Genomic DNA, 20,639 nt, shown 5'->3' on the forward strand with positions numbered 1-20,639 from the left:
AGAAATATGACCCTTGAAGAATTAAAACATGCTTTAAGGATCACTCATGACCTGGATGACAAATTGCTAGAAACAATAAAAGCGGCTGCTGAAAAGTATATTAAAGATAGCGTCACCTTATCGAAAGAGAGGGACGCTTTTTTTATTGATAACCCTTGTTTTGATGATGCGGTCATGATGCTTTGTGGACACAGATATGAAAATAGATCAGCAACAACAAACAAGAATTTACAAGAAGTGCCGTTCGGCGTTATGTCGTACATTCAACAATTTAAAGGAGAATACCCTTCATGGACTATGGACGATTAAATACGCCGATATCTTTCGTTAAAAAGTCAAATACGAAAGACCCTATATCCAGGGAGAACACGACCACATTAGAAAGACTTTTCACCACCTGGGCGGAACGGCGAGATCAAAAATTAAGAGAGAAGCTATCAACAGCCGGAACGGTTTTAGAGGATAGTTTGACGTATGTTATTCGCTATCAACAAGTATCAACCATTTCCAATGCTATGCACATACAGGACCACTTGACCAACGATCTTTATCAAGTCATTGATATTCTGCCAAACGAGCAGGACAAAGACTTGATCAATGTCTTTGTAAAGAAGGTGAGTTGATGGCGCTTGAAGCTAATGGTTTAGAAGAAACATATAAAGCTATTGAAAAGATGGCTCGTCAAAATGTAAAAGCGGAAAAGGCTGCCGTTCATGCAGGAGCAAAGCTGATGGCGGATGGCTTGGAAAAGAACACGCCATTTGATAGCGATAGCGGCAACAAGAAGCATTTAAAATCAGATGTTTTCTATTCCAAACCAAGAGAGGACGGGGAAATATATTCAACCGTTGGCTATGGTAAGGAAACGGCTTATAGGCTGCATTTTACTAACTTCGGAACGATCAAGCAGCGCCCGCAAAGTTTTATTGAGCGCACGATCAATGAATATGAACAACTCGTTTTATCAAAAATGCAAAGTGTTTATAGGGGGTTGCTCGGTCTATGATGCTGCTGCCAATACAAGAAGTAGAAATGATTTTGACAGGATCAGCCGATCTAACAAGCTACGTCCCGGATGAAAAAATCTATCTTGTGGACGTCCCGGAAACAGATCAAAAAGTAAACCAAGCCCCAATGATCCGTATTAATGAGCTTGAAAGCTATCGTAATGCGTATGAGGATGATCATGCGACAGGCATAAGCGTTGATATACAAATAGATTTATGGACCGGGACAATCAAGGAAGCTCAAGAAATACAACCGATTATTGATCGTTTGATGGCTACGGCTGACTATCAGCAATACGCTTCCGCATTTGATAAAGACCCGGATATAAATTTGTATCGCTATGCTAGGCGGTACAGAGCAAATAAAGAAATAGAAATCAGTTTTTCATAGAGAGGATGATATAAATGGCTACAACAGGATTGAGAGATATTAGAGTCGGCGTTTTTGAGGATGACGCCGCCAAAGAAGCAACCGAAGTAATAAATGTACCTGGGGCAATCGAGTCCAAGCTAGAACCAAGCTCGGAAATTGCCGTTCTTTACGGGGATGATGGGGTATTTGATCAAGAAGGCTCGGGAGTTGGCGAAGCAAAGCTAGAAATAAATGTGGCTGATCTTACAACAGAAATGAAAAATAAATTGCTAGGCGCTGAATTAATTGGCGGCTGGCTTGAGGCATACGGAAAAGATACTGATCCGCCTTTCGTTGCCCTCACGTTCCGGCAAAAGACAAAAGGTGGTTTTTGGTATGTGGGACTTTTGCGAGGCAAATTCGGTATTCCATCCACAGAAGGTAAAACAAAAGAGGATAAAGTCGAATTTATTACGCCGACAATTGAGGGACAATTCATGCCCCGGAAATTTGATGGTTGGACGTATATCATGGCGCACAGCGCAAGCAAGGGATTTACTGAACAAGGCTTTTATGATTTTGTCTTTAAAGGGATCGCCCCTAGCACTGATGGTGACAACGGAACAGCAAAAGCACCGTCAAGCACCACAACAAAAGAATAGTGTTTTCTAATAGCCAGGTAATTTATTTTACCTGGTTAGACTGGATTCATTAAAAAATATACGAGGTGTTTAAAATGTTGAAATTAACAATGATTGATGCACAAACAAAAGAAGAAAAAACGTACACAAAGGATATGCCGTCAGCTCGTCAATTAAGAAGAGCGCTTGAACTGGAAGCTCAAGCAGAACAAGAAAACATGGAAGCTACAGCAATGCTTGATGAAATGATCACCTATGTTGTGGACGTATTCGGGCAGCAGTTTTCATATGATGACTTTTTAGACAACGTCCCGTCTGACGAAACATTTCAAACCATTGCTGATGTCATCATGCAGGTAACAGGACAAAAAAAGGGAAACGACGGCTTGAAAAAGAAAGCGGTGAAAGCTCAGAAATAGAGCATTTGGAAACGTGGCAAGATTACCTAGATTCATTAGATGATATATACGAAGATTTGATGAAAGAAGGGTACAAGTATCATGAAATAGATAACATGGACTTGAACGGATTTTTACGTCTTGCGAATCGAAAAGGACAAAGCACGGGCAGCGTTCCAATAGATCAGATTTTAAAACCAGTAGGCTTTTAAGCCTGCTTTTATTTTTGAGGAAAGGAGGTAAACCATATGGCAACGGAAGGGCGTCCGATAGGCTCATTAGTCGTCAATACGACGTTAGATAGTACAGGGTTTGACAAAGGCGTCACAGCCTTGAGGCAGCAGCTTAAAACGGCACAATCAGCAACCAAAGCAACCGCAGCCGAATTTAAAGCATTAGATGACAAGCTCGGCGAAAGCAAAAGTAAGGTGTCGGGCTTGTCGGATCAATTGAAGATTCAAGAAAGAATTGTAGATTCCTATAGACAAGCATATGAAAAACAAGTGGAGCAATACGGCGAGGGATCAACCCAGGCGCAGAAATACGCACAACGCTTAAACTCTCAAATAACAAGTTACCGCAATATGCAAAATGCTTTAAGGCTTGCACAAAGTCAAGTGGAGCGGCTTGAGCGTGCCGAATCAGAAGCAGCAAACAGTGCCGACGATTTAGCAACCAGTCATCAAAATGTATCTAATGATGTAACGGCAGCGGGTAAAGAGGTTTCCAAACTCTCAAGTATTTTAAAGGGCGGATTTGCTACGGCAGCGGTGGCGGGTACGGCAGCCATTGGAGCATTAACGGCAGCCGTTGGCACGCTTGGCGCAAAAATGACGGCTGATATACAAGCATCACAAGGGCGTTTAAGAGCGCAGCTAGGCTTGACAGGTGATGAAGCCAAAAGGCTCACAGGCATAGCAAAAGACGTGTGGTCACAGGGCTTCGGAGAAAATTTGGATGATGCAAGAAATGGTCTGTTTCAAATTAAACAAAATATTCGAGGCATTGCAGACAAGGACCTTACGGACGTAACTAAAAAAGCCCTGGTACTTGCTGATGCTTTTGATTCAGAAGTAAATGAAGTTGCAAGAGCGGGAAATAACCTTATGAAAGGTTTTGGCGTGTCTGTGAGTGATGCGTTCGATTTAATGACGTATGGAGCGCAAAACGGATTGAATTTTTCCAATGAGATGTTCGATAACCTGTCCGAGTATTCAACGTTATTCGGAAAAATGGGTTATTCAGCACAGGAATATTTTCAATTACTCGTCAATGGAACAAAAGCAGGCGTTTATAACTTGGATTACGTCAACGACGTCATGAAAGAGTTTCAAATTCGAGTCAAAGACGGTTCAAAATCAACTAATGAAGCAATGGCGAGTATGTCGAAACCGACACAAAAGGTATGGCAAGAGTTTTTGAAAGGTAAAGGGACTGTCAAGGATGTATCAAACACCGTTTTAAAAGAGTTGAAAAGCATGAAAGACCAGGTGGACGCTAACAATATCGGCGTGGCTCTTTTCGGGACAAAATGGGAGGACCTAGAGGCTGACGCCATGTATGCCCTGGGCGGCATTGATGGAAAAATCGGTGACGTAAAGGGCAAAGCTGACGAAGCAGGGGCAGCATTGCAAGACAATCTAGGCACACGCTTTAAAAAGATCGGGCGTCAAGCACTGTCAGCGCTAGAGCCGTTAGGAGGCGCGGCGGCTACAATGCTTGAAAAAGCCTTTAATATTGCTGACCCGATCATGAAACAAATGTCCAGCGCTGGCAATACAGTAAAACAGGCAATGGCGGGCATTTGGGGCATATTGCAAGGCGAGGGAAGCGCTGAACGCTTAGAAGGTTACGGCATATTATCGCAGCTTTTCCCGCCTGGCGTGGTTGATATGATTGTTAGCACTACAGATACAGTAAAAGGCGTGATTGATAGTATAAAAAGCTCATTTCAAAGTATGCAGCCGACCTTTCAAGCGATTGGCGGCATTTTGATGAATGTATTTGTTACAATGGCCCCGATTGTAAAACAAGCCCTGGGCGGCATCTTGTCATTTATCGGACAGCTTGCCGCAGTGTGGGGAACATTTTGGAAAGAAAACGGCGGTGTGATTACACAAGCCTTACAAAATATATGGTCCGTTGTCCAATTTGTCATGCCCGCCATTATCGCTATTATCAAAAGCGTTTGGGGCAACATTAAAGGCGTTGTCATGGGCGCAATGCAAGTGATACAAGGCGTCATAAAATTTTTCTCGGGCTTGCTGACTGGAGACTTCGGCAAGATGTGGCAAGGCATCAAAGACGTGTTTTTCGGCTCGATTAAAGCGATATGGAATTTTATTCAACTTTCCTTTTTCGGAAAGATTCTCGGGATTGCGAAATCACTCGGAAAAGGGCTTTTAGGCATCTTTCCGAAAATGTGGTCTAGCATTGTCGGTTTCTTTAAAAATGGCGCTGCAAACACCGGGAAAATGGTCACTTGGCTAAAAGACAAAGCCGTTTCTATTGCGACAAGCATGAAAGACGGCATGGTTAAACGTTTTTGGGACATTGTAGACGCAGCCAAAAAATTGCCGGGTAAAATCGGTAATGGAATTAAAAACATGGCATGGGAGGCGCTAAAAGGCGTCAAAGCATTAGCAAATAAAATGAATGACAAACTTTCCTTTGTTGTGAATGGTGTTATCGGTGGCGTTAACTGGGTTCTTGGTAAAGTGGGCGTGCCTAAAGAAAATCAAATACCGGAATGGACACCGCCGAAATATGCAAAAGGGACAGGCGGTCATCCAGGAGGACCCGCCATTCTAGGCGACGGAGGAATGCAAGAACTGTTTATCACGCCTGGCGGTCAAATGGGGCTGTCTCCTTCTACTGACACAATGATGAACCTTCCTAAAGGAACCGAGGTATTGTCGGGACCTAAAACGAAAGCATTGTTTGATGGCGTGCCATTTTACAAAGATGGTACAGGCAAGGGAGGCAACTTCATTTCTAATATTTTCGGCAAAGTAAAAGATTTGGTACTTGATGTGTCTGACTTCATTACAAAGCCTAGCAAGCTGCTGAATACATTGCTTCAAAAAATGGGGGTTACGACCCCGAGCATGGCAGGCGGCTTTGGTCAGATCGTCAAAGGCAGCTTTTCTTTTATCAAGGACAAAGCGGTTTCCTTTATTAAAAACAAGATAAAAGACTTTGGTTTTGTTCCTGGTGAGGGAGGAAGCGCAGCCGTCAAAAAGTGGGTTGCTCAAGCAATTGCGATAAAGGGAATTTCCCCATCTTTTTCAAAAGCGCTTGAAACAATCGCTATGAAAGAGTCGGGCGGAAACCCTACAGTCGTAAACAATTGGGACAGCAACGCAAAAGCGGGGCATCCGTCCCAGGGGCTTATGCAATTCATTCCGTCTACCTTTGCAGCAAACAAAGAACCAGGTTACGGAAATATTAAAAACCCTGTTCACCAGGTTCTTGCGGCTATCAACTATTTGAATAGTCGGTATGGCGGAATCAACAAGCATCCTGGTTTGGTCAACATGAGAAAAGGCGGCAAGTACATTGGCTATGATAAGGGCGGCATCATTACCCGAAATCATATGGCAGAAGTCCACAAAGGTGAAATGATTTTACCTTTAAGGCAATTCAGAAGAAACAGAGCTATGCAGGTGCTTGCTCAAGCCAATCGAATGGTTGGCTATCAGCCCGAGCAACCGGGGCAAGGTTCAACAAATGTGATTGTTCAAAATGATAGTGCCGAGGCTATTAAGCAGCTAGAAAATAAGTTTGATCAAATGATCGGTTTGTTGACACAGATCGCCATGAAAGACACCACGATTAATGTTGAGGGACTAAACAAGTACAATATGGATTTACTCAAAAATAGGCAGCGTAGGGGAGGGTTTGCGACTTGAGCTATGAATTTTATACGGATGTTTACGGGGAAGGACTTCAATTGATCAGTGAGCGCCTTCCCTTTTTACGTTGCGTAAAATTTACGCCTGTGTCGGCTTCAATCGAACGACAAACGGCGGTTGTGGCAAATAGACCAGGATTAAAACAAACGTCGAAAAAAGTCCGTTTCAAAGAAAGAAAGATCAAAGCACGATTTTATATTAAAGCAAAAAGCACGGATCAGTTTAATAGATACAGGGCGGCGCTTACAAGGGAGCTCGTAAGGGAAGAACCCTATTACATTAGTTGTTCTTTTTCGCCCGGTATACGTTACCTGGTGACGTGTGATGATGAAATAGAAATCGAAAAAGATGACGGAAAAAATTATAAAGAAGTTGATGTGGAATTCACCGCAGGGCTTGGGCTTGGCGAAACCGTCTTTAATACTGAAAAGCCTTTGAATTTGAGCGGTGAAAATTTTCATATCGGCATGAATTTGCCGAGTCAAGACGATCTCAAATATAGCTTTACGTCCAAGACGTTTAAAGTCTACAACGCTTCTGATGTGACAATTGATCCGATTGACTTTGATTATAGCGTCACCCTGTTTTTAACAGGTAAGGACGTGAAGATACGCAATGATGCAACAAAAGAGGCGTTAACGATAAGGGGATCGGTTTCTAAAAAGCAAAAAATCATTATCACAAGACAATACGTCTTGATTGATGGGAAAATGGCGGACACGTCTGGGCGCTTTCCGAGTTTACGCCCTGGCTTTAATCCATTTGAGATCGAAGGCGCATCCAGTATTGATATACGATTTGTCTTGCGCTTTTACTATAAGTAGGTGAAATGATGAATCAATTATTTGTACAGTCAAAGCACGATCCAACAAATAAAGTACCTTTGGAACATGTAGAACCCGAAGTCTCGGATAAATTAGACGGCACAAAGCAATTATCATTTCAGTGTTTACAAATACCCGAAACTGAACTTGCTTTCGATATGCTTGTAAATGACAACGTCTTGCTAATAGATGAGATCGAGCATAAAGCGCAACGGTACATTATTGTCGAAGATGAAAAGAAAACAGAAAACGGGGTGTCATTCCGCAATGTGACGGCTGACCATATGTATATTGTTCGTCTGACATTTAACCAGGTGGACGAAGAAATCAGCGGAGAAATAGACATAGACACAGCGCTTAAACATGCTTTAAAAGGGAGCGGCTTTTCATATACCATCATGCCGGATGCTAAAGGATTGAAAGCCAAACTAGAAGGTTTCGGCAAGAAAAAGTCGTTAGAGCTCATGAACGATCTTATATCGGCTTTTGTCGTGGAACTTGATGTAAACAACGATCATATTTACGTGTATAAAGAAATCAAAAAGCGGATCAATTACAAACTAGATACCAGGGCGAATATGAATACGATTAGTGTTAAGAGCAGCTTGTCCGAGTCTTACACACGAATAAAGGGTTATGGCAAGGTTAAAGAAGAAAAGGACACAGCAAGCGAGGAAACAAAAAGCTATGATAGTAAATCGGCGAAATGGAAAACAAACAGTGATTTAAATGCCATGTATGCGGAGGACGTTGGACAAACGTTTTCTTTTACGTTTAAAGGGACAGGCTTCAGCGTGAAGCTGATCAAAGAGAAATTAGGCGGGAAAATCACATTCAACATAGATAAAAAGACAAACAAAACATTCAGCACGTACAAAGACACAGGCAAAGAAAGTCATGTGGTTGAAACGGTTGATGTGATCCGAGGTCTTGAGGATAAAGAGCATACGGTCGTTGCAACGTTTAAGGGAAAGGACAGCAAAAACCCGAACACGAAAAAAATGAAAACGGGTTTCCGGGTGAGCGTGCCTAACGGGAATTTTATTGGACTTTATCGGAACTTTAAAAATGATGAAAAGTACATGTTCCCACCTGTGACATATATTCACCCTGACGAAAAACTTTTTCTTGTAGATGGTCGCCCGAGAGTAGCAGAAACAGTTTACGAAGATTCCATTTCAAAAAAAGAGGACATGGAAAAACTTCTAAAAGAGAAAGTTGACCCTTATCCAAAATTGACTATCGAATTGGATTTTGAAAAAGTGTATGATCCGAAGCTCGAAGCGATTGAGGACAACATTTGTAAAGGCGCTATTGTTCCAGTCATTGCAGATACAGCATACGGCATCCTGTTTGAAGGAGAGGTAAGGGTACAGGAAATCAAATACAACCCTCTCAATTTGGATATGAAGCCATCTGTCACGCTGACGAATTATCGTAAAGACATTATTGACTATCAACTAGAAAAAGATGTTGAGATGAAAAGGCAGCGGAATTTAATCAAGAAGGAAATAGCAGAAATGCTTGAGGCTCAAAGGAGCATAGCAAGCAGCACGCAAAGCCAATTGAATAATATCAATACAAAGGTTTCCCAGGATTTGAGCTTGTCATATTCAAGCGTTACGAAAACCTGGTCAATTGATGATAGCAGCGTTGACGGTGCGGAAATTGATGAGATAGGGAACACTATTGATATTGATGTTGTGATCGACATAAAACCGAAAAGCCCCAGGGCGGGCGTTGATTTTGATTTAAGTCTAAAGGGAATCACGGCAGGCGTAACCGTTGATACGACCAACCCAAGCGGCATGAATATTATGCTTGCTAAAGACGGTCAAAGGATCAGCCCAACGGCTGCCGATATACCAAACGGCGCACAAATTAATATTTCATTTTACTTAGATAGCTGACGGGAAAACGTCGGCTATTTTTTATGAAAGGAGCTGATAACATGGGAAGATTCAGCTTGTTAAAAGTATTCAAAATCGGAAAAAATGCAGAGTTTGAAGATAATCTATCGCAAAATGCACGTTCCACAGAAAACGCATTGAATCAACTAGATATTGAAATTAAGGAACACAAAGCAAGCGAAAAAGCTCACGAAGCGGCAAACATCATCCACAGAGGGAAAAGCGTGGCGCATTGGCTAAATAGTTATTGGTCGCGGCTTGTAAATCTGATCGTCAATCATGACGGAAACGATATAAAAGAGGTTGTGGACGGGAGGGTTTCGCTTGATGCGACCATTCATCCGACTTTAAATGATCGTCTTGAATATGACTTCGATCAATTTGAAAAGAAAGTCAATGACATGCTTTCGATTGTGTCTTTGCAGCCGTTTTTAAACAAATACGGCAACTTCACAAAGGCGTTACAAGCAGCACTAGAATTATCAAAGGATCGTCCCATTTGGCTTTATATTCCCCCAGGAGGCTACACGTTGCGTGAACGGGTGAGGATTTATAAAAACACTCATATCACTTTACAGGCAGGGGCAACCATCAAGCGTGGCTTTGTTGGCAGCATGTTTGTAAATGGTGATTCAAATGAGAGTTTCACCGCATATAACGGACACGGAAACTTGATCATTGACGGTCAAGGCGCTATCGACAGCATGGGGCATGAAATCAAAGAGCAGTGTTCTATTTTCGGCTTCGCTCATGCTTCCGGCATTATCATGCGTGATATCACATTGAGAAATGTTTGTGGTGGACATGCTTTTGATTGTGCAGGGAATGAAAATGTCTTGATTGATAATGTGACATTTGAAGGGTTTGCGGATTATGTAGGGGATAGATGGTTCTCCGCAGCGGTTCAAGTTGATTTAATGCGTTCATCTAGTAATTTCGGTGCATTTGGCGCTTATGATCACACACCGACACGTAACCTTACTATGCAGAATTGCACGGTTAGAAAATCCGCAGAGCTTGGGGGCTATCCTAGAGCGATAGATTCACATACAAGCACTGATGGTGTTCTCTATTCGGGTATTAGATTCCTCAATAACAAGGTTTACGATTGCACAGAATGGGCGGTGTCAGGCAACAAATGGCAAGATGTGTTTGTTGATGGAAACACATTCGAAAACTGTTCCGGCGGCGTTAGAACGTTATTACCAAGCGTCAGCACTGTTTATACGCAAGACAAAAACGGAAATCCGACTGGCAGAGTAAACAAGACAAAGCGTCACACAATAAAAAACAACAAATTTATAAATATGACGGTTGATCATGCAATCCAGGTGTACGGTCGTAAAGGCTATCAAACGATTGATCATGTGGTCATTAAGGGCAATCAAATTGACGGCACGACAAGGCACGGTATTCATGTTTCTGACGTCAAACATTTTGTTATTGATGATAACAACATGGAGAACATTGGACACCACGGCGTACTGATTACCCGCAGCACTCGGGGGAAGGTCCATCACAACACAGGGCGAGACATCCAGGGTAACGGCGTGCGGATAGAGGAAGGGAATTGCGATTATGTATCGGTAGACGACAACACGCTAGAAGAGATCGGTTTCTCGGGTATATCTGTCTCAGGGGAATCGGAATTTGTACAGGTGGATAAAAACTTCATCTTGAACGCTGGCAAGCGGGGGGATGAATACGACTTTATATTGCTTATGGATGGGGTGAAAAACAGCGCCGTCCGTAACAACACCGCAAACGGAAAGACTGGAAGACACGGCTTGTATTTAACAAGCAAATGTTCATCCATTCAGCATTACGGCAACCGATTAAAAGGCGCCGGAAAAGTGTCAGCATTAAACGATAATAGCGTTGATCCAATACTTACAATCGAAAATATTACTTGAGGGGGGATATCATGACGAATCAACTTTTTAAAAATGGCATGCTGCCTTTCGTGGTTGACGCCTATGATCAAAGCGTGTACGATTCAAAAATTGTTTTTTCCACCCAGGACATAGGCACGGCAAAGCTAGTATTTCATTTGCGTAAAGATGGTGTGCCACTTCCATTGTCAGCGGTTGACGGAAAACTCGTACTAAAGTTTGCAAATGGATCGAAAAACATTCGGAATATCACGCTTGTTGATAAAGTCGAAGGGATCGCCGAATACATCTTAGACAATAGTGAGATAAAGATTTTCGGCAAGGTCCAAGCGTCATTAAATTTGTATTATCGTAACGGACAAGCCTTGTCCATTCACGAATTTACATTTGAAATTCAGCGCAACTTAATTGACCGGGATATTGCCCCGGCAGCGGAATTTTATATTGATGATTTTCAAACACTTAAAACCGAAATAGAACGCATGGCGGCAGAGCTTGAAACCGACATTCAAAACCGCACTGACGATATGCAAGGAAACATTGATAAGATCACGAAAGAGCTTCAAGAGCAGCTTGACAGGATGAAAGAGAAACTTGACGATCTCGAAGCGCTTGAAACCAAACAAGGCGCACAAGATAAAGTAGACGAAGCGCTTGCAGCGGCTAAAAAATATACGGAGGATTACGCAGAGACACCCGCAGGGGCTCAAGATAAAGCAGAAGCAGCTTTGAAAAAGGCGAAAGACTTTGTCGCGGGTTTTCAACAAAAGAAAATAACTACCGATACGGGTATGCCATTGATCTCAATTAAGGATACTTCTTTAAGCATCTTAGACGAAGTTATCAATAATGGATTGGGTCAAGGGACGTTCTATGCTATCGCAGGATCAAAAGACCTGCCGAATCACCGTTCTTTTAGAGGTTTCTTCCACATGACAGACACAACAAATGGTAAAGCAAGTTTCGGTTGGGTATATGCTACGGATTACGCCAATAACATCTACACCAACTACTTAAATAATAATGTATGGAGTGGTTGGTCAAGGTTATCTAACCCGTCTATGTTGTCAGAAACCGGACAAAGTCAGTTAATTCCTAATGGTACGGACATATTAACGTTACCTTCTGGTTACTATTACGCCGTCGGAACAAACGTCGTAAACATGCCGAGCAAAACAGATTCGTCTTGGTTTAATATCTACGTCATTGACAATGGCAACAACCGGAAATATTTCCACATAATTAGAAGCGGCGATAATTTACATTGGTTCGGCACGACTCATACAGACGGTTCGTTCAGAGGGTGGAAACGGATGCTGACGGATGATGATTTAAGCAGCACCTGGAATCAAGTCACGTTGGTAACTGGAGTTACTAAACACTTTGCCGGAAACCCTCTCCTATTCTCAATACGCTTAAACTCTTTACATCTTAGAGGGTCTTTCGAGGGCATACCCGCGAACGATACAGTCATTGCCCGCTTTGCTCAAAAACCAACAGGGGAAACCGTTTTTGGGGGTACAACAGTTGGATCATACGGAGCAGCACGTTTGACGCTTGGCGTGGATGGCTCATTAAAGTTTAATGGGCTAAACGCAAATGACAATTCAAAGGTGACAAGAATCGAAATAAACGAAGAAATTCCATTGTGGTAAAGGAGTGATTGACAATGCAAATTTTCTACTATGACAAAAATTTTATGTACATGGGTGAAGATGTCATAAGTGATTATGACGAGATTCCGAAAAATGCTACAGATGTACGCCCGCAAGAAGGGTTATACTTGCCGAAATATAGCGAGAAAGAGAGAACATGGAGCGAATCAGCATCTAAAGAGTATATAGAGAGCTTGCAGCCAAAGCCGCAGCCGTCAGAAATGGAGATCATGCAGAAGGAAATAGCCGAGCTTTATTACTTGCTTGCGGTAGGTGACGCATCATGAATATTTGGTTTGAAAGAATCAAAGGTTTTTATGATAGAGAATTATGGACAAAAGAAATGGTGTATAACACCGTAGCAGCGGGGAGAATCACACCCGAACAATATGAGCAGATCACAGGTGAGCCGTACGAAGTATAGGCTTATTTTTTATGGCGGGAGAAGGTGAACAAAATGGAAATGGATATTGCACAGTATTTGATGACACAGGGACCGTTTGCGGTTCTTTTTTGTTGGGTGTTGTTTTATGTCCTCAATACAACTAAAGAGCGTGAGAACAAGCTAAACGAACAAATTGACGCACAAAATGACGTACTAGCAAAATTCAGTGAAAAATATGACGTTGTAATCGAAAAATTAGATCGAATCGAAAGAAACCAAAAATAACTGAAATGGGGAATTGAATATGACAAATTTCGACAAAGGCACTGTGATCCGTACGGTGCTTCTTTTTATGGCATTAATCAACCAATTTTTAATCATGGTCGGTAAACCTGTTTTGCCGATCAGTGAGGACCAAGTCACATCATTGGCTGACACATTGTACCTTGCCTTCTCAATGGTCTTTACATTAGTGACAACGCTTATGGCATGGTTCAAAAATAACTATGTGACATCTAAAGGACAAAAGCAGAAAGAAGCGCTGCAACAAAAAGGATTAACAAAATAAGAGCTGCCCCAGGCGGCTTTTTTAAATACTAAAACCAATTTTAAGGAGACGATGAACAATGGTAAAAATCATTCAAGACTTCATTTCAAAAGGGAATAACAATCGACCAGGCAACTATATGAAGCCTTTATATATTACGGTCCACAATACAGCCAATACATCAAAAGGTGCAAACGCAGCAAGTCACGCTAATTTTGTGAAGCGTTCAAGCACGGCGGTGAGCTGGCACTACACTGTGGACGAAAATGTGATCTATCAGCATTTACCGTTAAACGAAAACGGATGGCACGCAGGAGACGGCAGAGGCAAGGGCAATATGAAGTCGATCGGCATTGAAATTTGTGAAAATGCAGACGGCAATTTTGAAAAGGCAGTAGAAAACGCTCAATGGCTCATTCGCCAGTTAATGCAGGATCAAGGCATTCCATTGTCAAACGTTGTACCGCATAAGCATTGGAGCGGGAAAGAATGCCCCCGCAGGTTGCTTAATCGCTGGGACAGCTTCAAAGGCGGTATCGCCGTTGCTAACACAAGTAAAAAACCGACTGCAAAACCAACAAAAGCAGAACCATCCAAAACAGCAGCTTCCAAGCCTGCTAAAAAGTCATACAACCTGCCTAATGGCATTTTAAAAGTTACAAAACCTTTGACTAAGGGATCAGCAGTAAAAGCCGTACAGCAAGCCCTAGCGGCGGTTTACTACTACCCGGATAAAAAGGCAAAAAACAACGGTGTTGATGGATATTACGGACCGAAAACAGCGGATGCGGTCAAGCGGTTCCAGCTTATGCATGGACTTGCTGCTGACGGCATTTATGGACCGAAGACAAAAGCCGTTCTCGAAAAACTATTAAAATAAAAAAACTATAGACTTTTGTCTATAGAAAACATGGAACAATTAAACCCCTGTCCTTAATTGGATAGGGGCTTTTTTGGTAGAAAACTATATTAAAAACTTACAAAGAAACCAGGTAATACAGGGAATCTATCTCCGAAGGAATCTTCTGCACTTCCAGTTAAATAAACTTTTCCGCCTTTGTTTTTATTAATATCTACAACACCTGAAAAACCAACTTTGGGAACTCCAAAGCCTCGAATAGGAACGTCTCTTTTATAACCACTTTTGTATCTTAACTTTAACTTACCATGAAAAACCCACGGACCTTTTGCTTCTGGCTTAACACTCCAATAAATATGCCTACGATCGCCAGTTACACTTAATGAAGCCGTTCCACCCGGTCCCCATTGTGTTGTATTAGTAGAAACTTCCCCGGCTTTCTTTTGTAAAGCAAGCTCACTTATTGAAGTGTTAGGTAATGTCTTAATAACAGAATCATATTTTCCACCATAAACGACTTCTGGTTCACTTGCTGAAACGGAACTCGAAAAAACAGTTAAAGCTAGAATAGAAACTAAAGCAAGACTGATTATTTTTTTAAACACTATTTACACTTCCTTACAAATTATTTTTGAGTTATAATTCATAGAAAATCTAGGAGGTAATAAACAAAGATGATTAAACATGCGAATAAATTGAAGGCTTTTCTTGACTTAATGGTGAACCCTGAAAAAACTGAAAATGCAATTCAAGACTTCCACATTTCCGGGGGGAAAATTATTTTCCGAGTTGATTATAAAAATGTTGATATTGCTTTGAAAATAGCCAGTTTACTAGGTGAAAACACATCTAATTATAGTATTCAGCTATTTTGTTTCCCTGGCACTGATGATATAGATTTTATTCAATTTGCAATTTCAGAAATTCATGAGCCTAAGCTATTGAATTTTTTGGAGGAAATGCCCGAAAAGAGGTCATAGGACTATTCATTTACCACCTACTTCCATTGTATTTAATTACAAATGTACATATAAAAGGGATTTGAAACAAGTTGAATTACCTTAAAATTTCCTTAATTTAGACAATTCCCCCTTCAATTTAACCTTGATTCGACTTTTTTCATTTTCATATGTGGAAAGAAATTGCGGTTTCTTTTCGGTGTGGAATATTTAAGTAGATGATAATATATGTAATTATAGGGAAAATAAAGGAAGGGGTAGGGTCTTATGGAGAAAGTGCTTTCTTCTCATGTCGGGATGAAAATCAATGAATGGTATTACCATATTCAAAGATTTAACGTGCCGGACGCCGAGGCATATAAAGAAGAAATAAAATCTTTGCTCGATAATATGGAGGAAAACCAGGATTTATTATTATATTTCTCTCTTATGGAGTTCCGACATAAATTAATGTTGGATTATTTGAATCCATTGGAGAATGGAAAAGAGCGTGCCAACTTTAGAGAATTAGCAATGAAGATTAAAAGGGATCAAGAGAAATTAACAGGCTTACTTGATTATTATTTTAATTTTTTCTACGGCATGTACGAATTTGAAAATTATGAATACCTCAACGCCATTACCTTCTATAAACGAGCAGAAAAAAAGCTGTCTCTTGTCAGTGACGATATTGAACGGGCCGAGTTCAATTTCAAGATGGCAGAAATCTATTACCACATGAAACAAAACCACATGTCCATGCACCATATAGCCCAAGCAATAGAATGTTATAGAGAAAAAGAAACTTATACTGTTAGACAGATACAATGTTCCTTTGTCATTGGATTAAACTATATTGATATGGGTTGCCCCGAAAAAGCAAAACCACATTTTGAACACGCACTAGAAAAAGCAACGGAAAGCGACACCAAAAGATTAGTAGGGTCAGCGCTTTATAATTTGGCTTTAAGTTATTTCCACAATGATGAAATAGCTGCCGCAATCAAATATTTAAATGATTCAATCAATGCTTTTAAAGAGCGAGGATATGAGCATTTTAACAGAATACTTGATCCTTTAAGCGTGCTTGTAAGGTCGTATTTTCATGAGAAGGAAAACGATTTAGGGTTATATGCTCTCAACCAGGGCATAGAATTGGCTGAAAAATTAAATGATGACGTGATGCTTAAAGTGTTCACATTTTATAAGGCGCTTTATGTCAAAGATGATTATGACAAGGTCTTGAGTGATACCGAATATTTAACCAAAAGAGGAATGTATGCAATTCTTGAAGAATTATCGAAAGATGCAGCAAGGAGATATAAAACAGTAGGAGATAAGGACAAGGCGTCGAACTTCTATGAGAAGGTTCTTTACTTCCAACAATTAATTAAAAGGAGCGATTGCCTTTATGAAATTTAAGTCAGTAGTAGCAACCCTCATCATTATTGGCACTTTGAGCACGCTTGGTTATTTCGCCTTTTCACAAAATCATGATGAAGCTATCAGAGGTCACACCTCAAGTATCGGTTATGATAAATTCCATTAAAAAAAAGCCCATTTGGGGGCTTCTTTTTTATTTGAACATTATTTTCAGAATCTACATTTCTTTTAATTTTGCTTCTGCTGCTTTCATTGCCTCGTTTTTTGTTTTGAACCCTTTTCGAACAATCCTTTTTCTTTTCCCTGTTGCTTTATCGAGTGATTCTAGGATATACGAAAATGTGTTGTCTCCACATGGTTTTACACTAATCATGTTTTCTCCTCCTGTTTCCGCAATATAATAAATTTATTTTACTTAATATTCCATAAAAAGCAATATAATCAGAACCGCCATTCTCTTTTCTCTTTATCCCAAGTAAGCTCTTTTCGGGACATTAGATTTTCAACGGCTTTTCTTATAGATGCTTCATCTTTCCCCGTTTTCCTTTTCAGGTCCTGTATTGTTGGGTTTCGTCTAAAACGGCTCATATTATAGATGATCCTGTATAGCTTCCTCTCAAGATCATTCATGAAATCACCACCTCGGACTATCTTATTTGAATATCTTTTTCATTAGCTTGCCGGATGCTTTACCCGCAGCACGTCGCATGATACGTTTCCCGATAGTCCCTTTTTGAACGGCATTGACGTCACCCAAGTATTTTGATGTTTTATAAAGGAATGATCTTATTTTATTTATGTTCATGGATTTCACTTCCTTCGTTAATATATATTTATGTGGGTACACCCACAAAACACCCACAAACATATGACGGCTTATTATTTTATATGACGTAAAACAAATATAAACCGCAGGAATCACACCAACAAGAGAACGTATGTTTTCGTGTGATTCCCAAAAATAATTAAGTTTGAAATGGAAGGCTCTATTGGTTAATAAAGAATATTGATGCACAACGCTTTTTGAAGGCATTTAATTTCGAGTGATACCACTTGTTAATTAAGCCTTCATGGCGTTGTGTTTTTTTATGTGAATGTGGAGAGATATACAGTGTTCATCCTCAACAAATGGCTCTTATTCACATTCATGATGAAACGACAGATGTATTTAGTTCGTGAAGTCAGATCCATCCCTCCAATATCATCATCATTAAAGCCATCATATTTTTCTGTGGAATCAAACTTATTTCTAAATGAACATAAATACTTGCAACATTTAAATTAGTACTGTATAGTTCTAATTATGACAAAGGTAAAATTAATGAATCAAAAACGTGTGCTTGAAGTAGCTGCAACATTATTTTTGGAAAAAGGGTTTGCTTATACAAGTATGGATGAATTGGTACGTGTAAGCAAAGTGTCAAAGTCTAATGTGTATTATCACTTTTCTAATAAGGAGGAATTATTAGCAGGGGTCGTTGATTATTGGATTGACATGTATCAAGCTGCAATAGACGACGTAATTTCTCAGACCCAATTTTCAGTTGAAGATCGTATCCAACTGTTTTTAAAGCAATTATCACAAGGCGTTCAGTCGAGAGAGTATAAGGGCGGCTGTCCATTTATTACTCTTTATATTCAAAGTCCTGCACAGGCCACGCAAATAAAAGAAAAAATAGGTCTTTTTTTCACAGGATTACAAAAGAAAGTTTCTCTATTACTGAAACAAGGTGTAGAGAGCGGGGAATTCCGAAATACGATTCATATTGATGAGGTGGCATCACTTTTTATTACAAATCTTGAAGGAGCGTTATTTATTTCAGAAACATTGAAGGATGCCACTGTCATCACAAAAACAGCAGATCATTTATTTAACTTGCTTCGATAAAGAAGCATTTTTTTTACATCAAATTAGTACTAAGTAGTACTAAAAAGGAGACTTTATATGAAAACAGTATTTTTAACAGGTGGAACAGGCTTTATTGGAAAGCAATTAGTCGAAGAATTAGCCAAAGAGGATGTGAACATTCTTCTTTTAGTGAGGTCGAAAAGTAAAGCAACACGTATTTTTCAAGAAAGAGGCATTTTAAAACAGGAAGTGATGCACTTTATTGAAGGTGATTTAACGAAAGTAGATTTAGGTCTAAGTGCTAAAGATATGGAGATGGTGTTGAAAACGGATGTGCTGATTCACGCAGGAGGCCCCATGGATATTCAAGCGACAAGTAACGAGGCAGCTTCCGTCTTTTTAAATGGCGCCAAATATATTGGTGAATTAGCTAAAAGTATTCATCAATTGAAGGGCTTGCAGCATTTTATTCATGTTGTCGGTTATATGAGTCCCTTTGATGATGAAAATAGCAGGATTGCCATTGATGTGTTTAAAGAAGGAAACAATTATTTGAAAATCAAAAATCCATATGAGAGAACAAAATTTTTAGCAGACCTTTATATCCGTCAACAGGCCACAGCACTAGGTTATCCGCTGTCTGTCATTAATCCGCCAACTATAGTCGGCAGTAGTAAAACAGGGAGTACAGAGCAGATAGCAGGATTAGGTTTGCTTGTGACGAGTATACGAAGAGGGCTCATGCCGGTGATTCCTGGAGGTAAGGGATATAGGCTGCCACTGATTTCAAACGATGAGTTTGCAAAATTTATTGTGCAGGTTCTCAGGATCGAACAGCCGGCTATTCAAACATATACACTTGTTGAAGACAAAGAGAACGATCCGAACATTGCTGAATTATTAAGTGTGATGTCGGAAAGTATGAATATGAGGGCACCCAAAATCTCTGTCCCAATGCCGCTTATGAAAACAATAATGAAAAGTGGAGTAAGTAAAATAACAAACATTCCTTCTGATGGACTCAATTTTATGACTAAACGAACATTTTCAAATGCTTCAGTGAAAAACATAATGGGAGGGTATTGGTTTAAGAAGACGAGTGTCATGAACTTTATCCCTGCCGTAGTAGCTGATCTGGATTATCGAATGATGGATCAACATGGTGAGCATTATCATGTATTTGAGCGAACATTATGCGATAACAACACCCTTTACCAATTACAAGGAGAAGGGAAACCGTTTATTTTATTACATGGTTTATTGAGTGATGGAGAGGATTTATTTCCTTTAGCGCAAGAGCTTCATGAAAAAACGGGTCAACCTGTATGGATCTTGGATCTTCCTGGCTTGGGACGATCTCCTTTTAAACGAGAGAAAAACCTTCTAGATATCTACTTGAATGTAGTGAAAAAGTTATTTGAGAAAGCGACAAATGGTGCACATCTCATTGGTCATTCATTCGGTGCATTTATCTTACTTGAAGCATTGGGACAAGGGTACATAGATAAGAAGTATTCAATCACTTTACTTCAGCCGCCTGTTGCTAAAGAAAATGCTAAATCGCTAAATGTTCCACAATGGATGAACAAATGGACATTAAAATTAGCAACTTCTAAAATGATAGAGCGTTATTTATTAAGTAATGGTTTGTTTGAAAGGACGGAGAGCATCCCTGAACATTATATTGAAAAAATCAGAAACAGCTTTACTTCTCCTAGAATTTTAAATACGACGGTTCAGCTTAGCCATTTACTATTGAAAAACGATCACGGTGATTTCAATGAAGCAACAAAGCATAATCTTCACATGATTTGGGGGGAGTATGACAAAGGCTATTCTGCTCCATCGCATCTTGGTAAGGTTGATTTAGTTCCGTATGGCCATCATTTTCCTCTTAGCCATCCGCGTGAAACGGCAGTATTGGTTATAAATAATAGTCTTACTAGCAGTTGAGAATGTGGCATAAATAAAGTATGTCGTAATTGAAATGAAGTCGCAGTGCTTGGGGTCTCGCCGATGTACATCAACTGAAAGATTTTATAGCACCCTAAAACGAAAAAGGTGATTTTTATCAAAAAATGCACG

The 20,639-nt window shown here is 40.2% G+C and carries 26 protein-coding genes; 22 read left to right on the forward strand and 4 right to left on the reverse strand.

What is annotated here, in order from left to right:
• The first annotated feature begins 6 nt into the window (after nucleotides 1–6).
• The 17 genes from OIT90_RS04150 to OIT90_RS04230 all read left to right on the forward strand — a co-directional run bounded on the left by OIT90_RS04150 (nucleotide 7) and on the right by OIT90_RS04230 (nucleotide 14,405).
• On the forward strand, nucleotides 7–309 hold the full coding sequence (locus OIT90_RS04150) for a head-tail connector protein (RefSeq protein ID WP_144531689.1): 303 nt from the start codon (nucleotides 7–9) through the stop codon (nucleotides 307–309).
• Nucleotides 291–623, forward strand: a complete 333-nt coding sequence (locus OIT90_RS04155) for a phage head completion protein (RefSeq protein WP_473449101.1) — start codon at nucleotides 291–293, stop codon at nucleotides 621–623. The genes OIT90_RS04150 and OIT90_RS04155 overlap by 19 nt, the downstream gene beginning before the upstream one ends.
• The gene (locus tag OIT90_RS04160) at nucleotides 623–1,006 is read left to right on the forward strand and encodes an HK97-gp10 family putative phage morphogenesis protein (RefSeq protein ID WP_172881283.1); all 384 of its coding nucleotides are present in this window, start codon (nucleotides 623–625) and stop codon (nucleotides 1,004–1,006) included. Before OIT90_RS04155 ends, OIT90_RS04160 begins: the two co-directional genes overlap by 1 nt.
• On the forward strand, nucleotides 1,006–1,398 hold the full coding sequence (locus OIT90_RS04165) for a hypothetical protein (RefSeq protein WP_473449115.1): 393 nt from the start codon (nucleotides 1,006–1,008) through the stop codon (nucleotides 1,396–1,398). The genes OIT90_RS04160 and OIT90_RS04165 overlap by 1 nt, the downstream gene beginning before the upstream one ends.
• 14 nt (nucleotides 1,399–1,412) lie before the next feature.
• Nucleotides 1,413–2,021: a major tail protein gene (locus OIT90_RS04170; protein ID WP_473449098.1), complete on the forward strand. Its 609-nt coding sequence runs from the start codon at nucleotides 1,413–1,415 to the stop codon at nucleotides 2,019–2,021.
• 77 nt (nucleotides 2,022–2,098) lie between these two features.
• A complete protein-coding gene (gpG, locus tag OIT90_RS04175; RefSeq protein ID WP_251190912.1) occupies nucleotides 2,099–2,419 on the forward strand; it encodes a phage tail assembly chaperone G in 321 nt (106 codons plus the stop codon).
• A 5-nt stretch (nucleotides 2,420–2,424) separates the two neighbouring features.
• Nucleotides 2,425–2,610 carry a hypothetical protein gene (locus OIT90_RS04180; RefSeq protein ID WP_254806144.1) on the forward strand — a complete coding sequence of 62 codons (186 nt, stop codon included), beginning with the start codon at nucleotides 2,425–2,427 and terminating at the stop codon, nucleotides 2,608–2,610.
• A gap of 36 nt (nucleotides 2,611–2,646) precedes the next feature.
• On the forward strand, nucleotides 2,647–6,309 hold the full coding sequence (locus OIT90_RS04185; protein WP_473449096.1) for a phage tail tape measure protein: 3,663 nt from the start codon (nucleotides 2,647–2,649) through the stop codon (nucleotides 6,307–6,309).
• Nucleotides 6,306–7,136: a phage tail domain-containing protein gene (locus OIT90_RS04190; protein WP_473449094.1), complete on the forward strand. Its 831-nt coding sequence runs from the start codon at nucleotides 6,306–6,308 to the stop codon at nucleotides 7,134–7,136. Before OIT90_RS04185 ends, OIT90_RS04190 begins: the two co-directional genes overlap by 4 nt.
• 8 nt (nucleotides 7,137–7,144) lie before the next feature.
• The gene (locus tag OIT90_RS04195; RefSeq protein ID WP_473449092.1) at nucleotides 7,145–9,046 is read left to right on the forward strand and encodes a phage tail protein; all 1,902 of its coding nucleotides are present in this window, start codon (nucleotides 7,145–7,147) and stop codon (nucleotides 9,044–9,046) included.
• Nucleotides 9,047–9,087: 41 nt separating this feature from the next.
• On the forward strand, nucleotides 9,088–10,959 hold the full coding sequence (locus OIT90_RS04200) for a right-handed parallel beta-helix repeat-containing protein (protein WP_473449089.1): 1,872 nt from the start codon (nucleotides 9,088–9,090) through the stop codon (nucleotides 10,957–10,959).
• 11 nt (nucleotides 10,960–10,970) lie between these two features.
• On the forward strand, nucleotides 10,971–12,593 hold the full coding sequence (locus tag OIT90_RS04205; protein ID WP_474892273.1) for a BppU family phage baseplate upper protein: 1,623 nt from the start codon (nucleotides 10,971–10,973) through the stop codon (nucleotides 12,591–12,593).
• Nucleotides 12,594–12,607: 14 nt separating this feature from the next.
• Nucleotides 12,608–12,880 (forward strand): hypothetical protein, encoded by a 273-nt coding sequence (locus tag OIT90_RS04210; protein ID WP_474892274.1) that lies wholly within the window; start codon nucleotides 12,608–12,610, stop codon nucleotides 12,878–12,880.
• Entirely contained in the window at nucleotides 12,877–13,017 is a 141-nt protein-coding gene (locus OIT90_RS04215) for an XkdX family protein (RefSeq protein ID WP_076840382.1), read from the forward strand. The genes OIT90_RS04210 and OIT90_RS04215 overlap by 4 nt, the downstream gene beginning before the upstream one ends.
• A 33-nt stretch (nucleotides 13,018–13,050) precedes the next feature.
• Nucleotides 13,051–13,263 carry a BhlA/UviB family holin-like peptide gene (locus OIT90_RS04220; RefSeq protein ID WP_073206560.1) on the forward strand — a complete coding sequence of 71 codons (213 nt, stop codon included), beginning with the start codon at nucleotides 13,051–13,053 and terminating at the stop codon, nucleotides 13,261–13,263.
• 19 nt (nucleotides 13,264–13,282) lie between these two features.
• The gene (locus OIT90_RS04225) at nucleotides 13,283–13,546 is read left to right on the forward strand and encodes a phage holin (RefSeq protein ID WP_474892275.1); all 264 of its coding nucleotides are present in this window, start codon (nucleotides 13,283–13,285) and stop codon (nucleotides 13,544–13,546) included.
• 58 nt (nucleotides 13,547–13,604) lie between these two features.
• Nucleotides 13,605–14,405: a peptidoglycan recognition protein family protein gene (locus OIT90_RS04230; RefSeq protein ID WP_474892276.1), complete on the forward strand. Its 801-nt coding sequence runs from the start codon at nucleotides 13,605–13,607 to the stop codon at nucleotides 14,403–14,405.
• A gap of 89 nt (nucleotides 14,406–14,494) precedes the next feature.
• Here OIT90_RS04230 and OIT90_RS04235 read toward each other — a convergent pair whose 3' ends face one another.
• A complete protein-coding gene (locus tag OIT90_RS04235) occupies nucleotides 14,495–14,989 on the reverse strand; it encodes a hypothetical protein (RefSeq protein ID WP_474892277.1) in 495 nt (164 codons plus the stop codon).
• 69 nt (nucleotides 14,990–15,058) lie between these two features.
• Between OIT90_RS04235 and OIT90_RS04240 the strand changes: the two genes are divergently transcribed.
• The 3 genes from OIT90_RS04240 to OIT90_RS04250 all read left to right on the forward strand — a co-directional run bounded on the left by OIT90_RS04240 (nucleotide 15,059) and on the right by OIT90_RS04250 (nucleotide 16,871).
• Nucleotides 15,059–15,364, forward strand: coding sequence for a hypothetical protein (locus tag OIT90_RS04240; RefSeq protein ID WP_474892278.1), 306 nt, complete (start codon nucleotides 15,059–15,061; stop codon nucleotides 15,362–15,364).
• A gap of 246 nt (nucleotides 15,365–15,610) precedes the next feature.
• A complete protein-coding gene (locus OIT90_RS04245) occupies nucleotides 15,611–16,744 on the forward strand; it encodes a response regulator aspartate phosphatase (protein WP_474892279.1) in 1,134 nt (377 codons plus the stop codon).
• The gene (locus OIT90_RS04250; RefSeq protein ID WP_167753087.1) at nucleotides 16,734–16,871 is read left to right on the forward strand and encodes a hypothetical protein; all 138 of its coding nucleotides are present in this window, start codon (nucleotides 16,734–16,736) and stop codon (nucleotides 16,869–16,871) included. Before OIT90_RS04245 ends, OIT90_RS04250 begins: the two co-directional genes overlap by 11 nt.
• Nucleotides 16,872–16,922: 51 nt before the next feature.
• Here the strand turns inward: OIT90_RS04250 and OIT90_RS04255 are convergent, their stop codons facing one another.
• From OIT90_RS04255 to OIT90_RS04265, 3 genes are all read right to left on the reverse strand, one after another.
• Nucleotides 16,923–17,078, reverse strand: a complete 156-nt coding sequence (locus tag OIT90_RS04255; protein WP_080769795.1) for an Arm DNA-binding domain-containing protein — start codon at nucleotides 17,076–17,078, stop codon at nucleotides 16,923–16,925.
• Nucleotides 17,079–17,146: 68 nt separating this feature from the next.
• Nucleotides 17,147–17,335 (reverse strand): hypothetical protein, encoded by a 189-nt coding sequence (locus OIT90_RS04260; RefSeq protein ID WP_474892280.1) that lies wholly within the window; start codon nucleotides 17,333–17,335, stop codon nucleotides 17,147–17,149.
• A gap of 22 nt (nucleotides 17,336–17,357) precedes the next feature.
• Nucleotides 17,358–17,510, reverse strand: a complete 153-nt coding sequence (locus OIT90_RS04265) for a hypothetical protein (RefSeq protein ID WP_034325207.1) — start codon at nucleotides 17,508–17,510, stop codon at nucleotides 17,358–17,360.
• Nucleotides 17,511–18,026: 516 nt separating this feature from the next.
• Here OIT90_RS04265 and OIT90_RS04270 point away from each other — a divergent pair.
• Both OIT90_RS04270 and OIT90_RS04275 read left to right on the forward strand, forming a co-directional pair.
• Nucleotides 18,027–18,593 (forward strand): TetR/AcrR family transcriptional regulator, encoded by a 567-nt coding sequence (locus OIT90_RS04270; protein ID WP_058838126.1) that lies wholly within the window; start codon nucleotides 18,027–18,029, stop codon nucleotides 18,591–18,593.
• A gap of 57 nt (nucleotides 18,594–18,650) precedes the next feature.
• Nucleotides 18,651–20,507, forward strand: coding sequence for an alpha/beta fold hydrolase (locus OIT90_RS04275; protein WP_427369172.1), 1,857 nt, complete (start codon nucleotides 18,651–18,653; stop codon nucleotides 20,505–20,507).
• The last annotated feature ends 132 nt before the right edge of the window (nucleotides 20,508–20,639 follow it).

The sequence above is a fragment of the Bacillus sp. ABR genome (assembly GCF_056172715.1).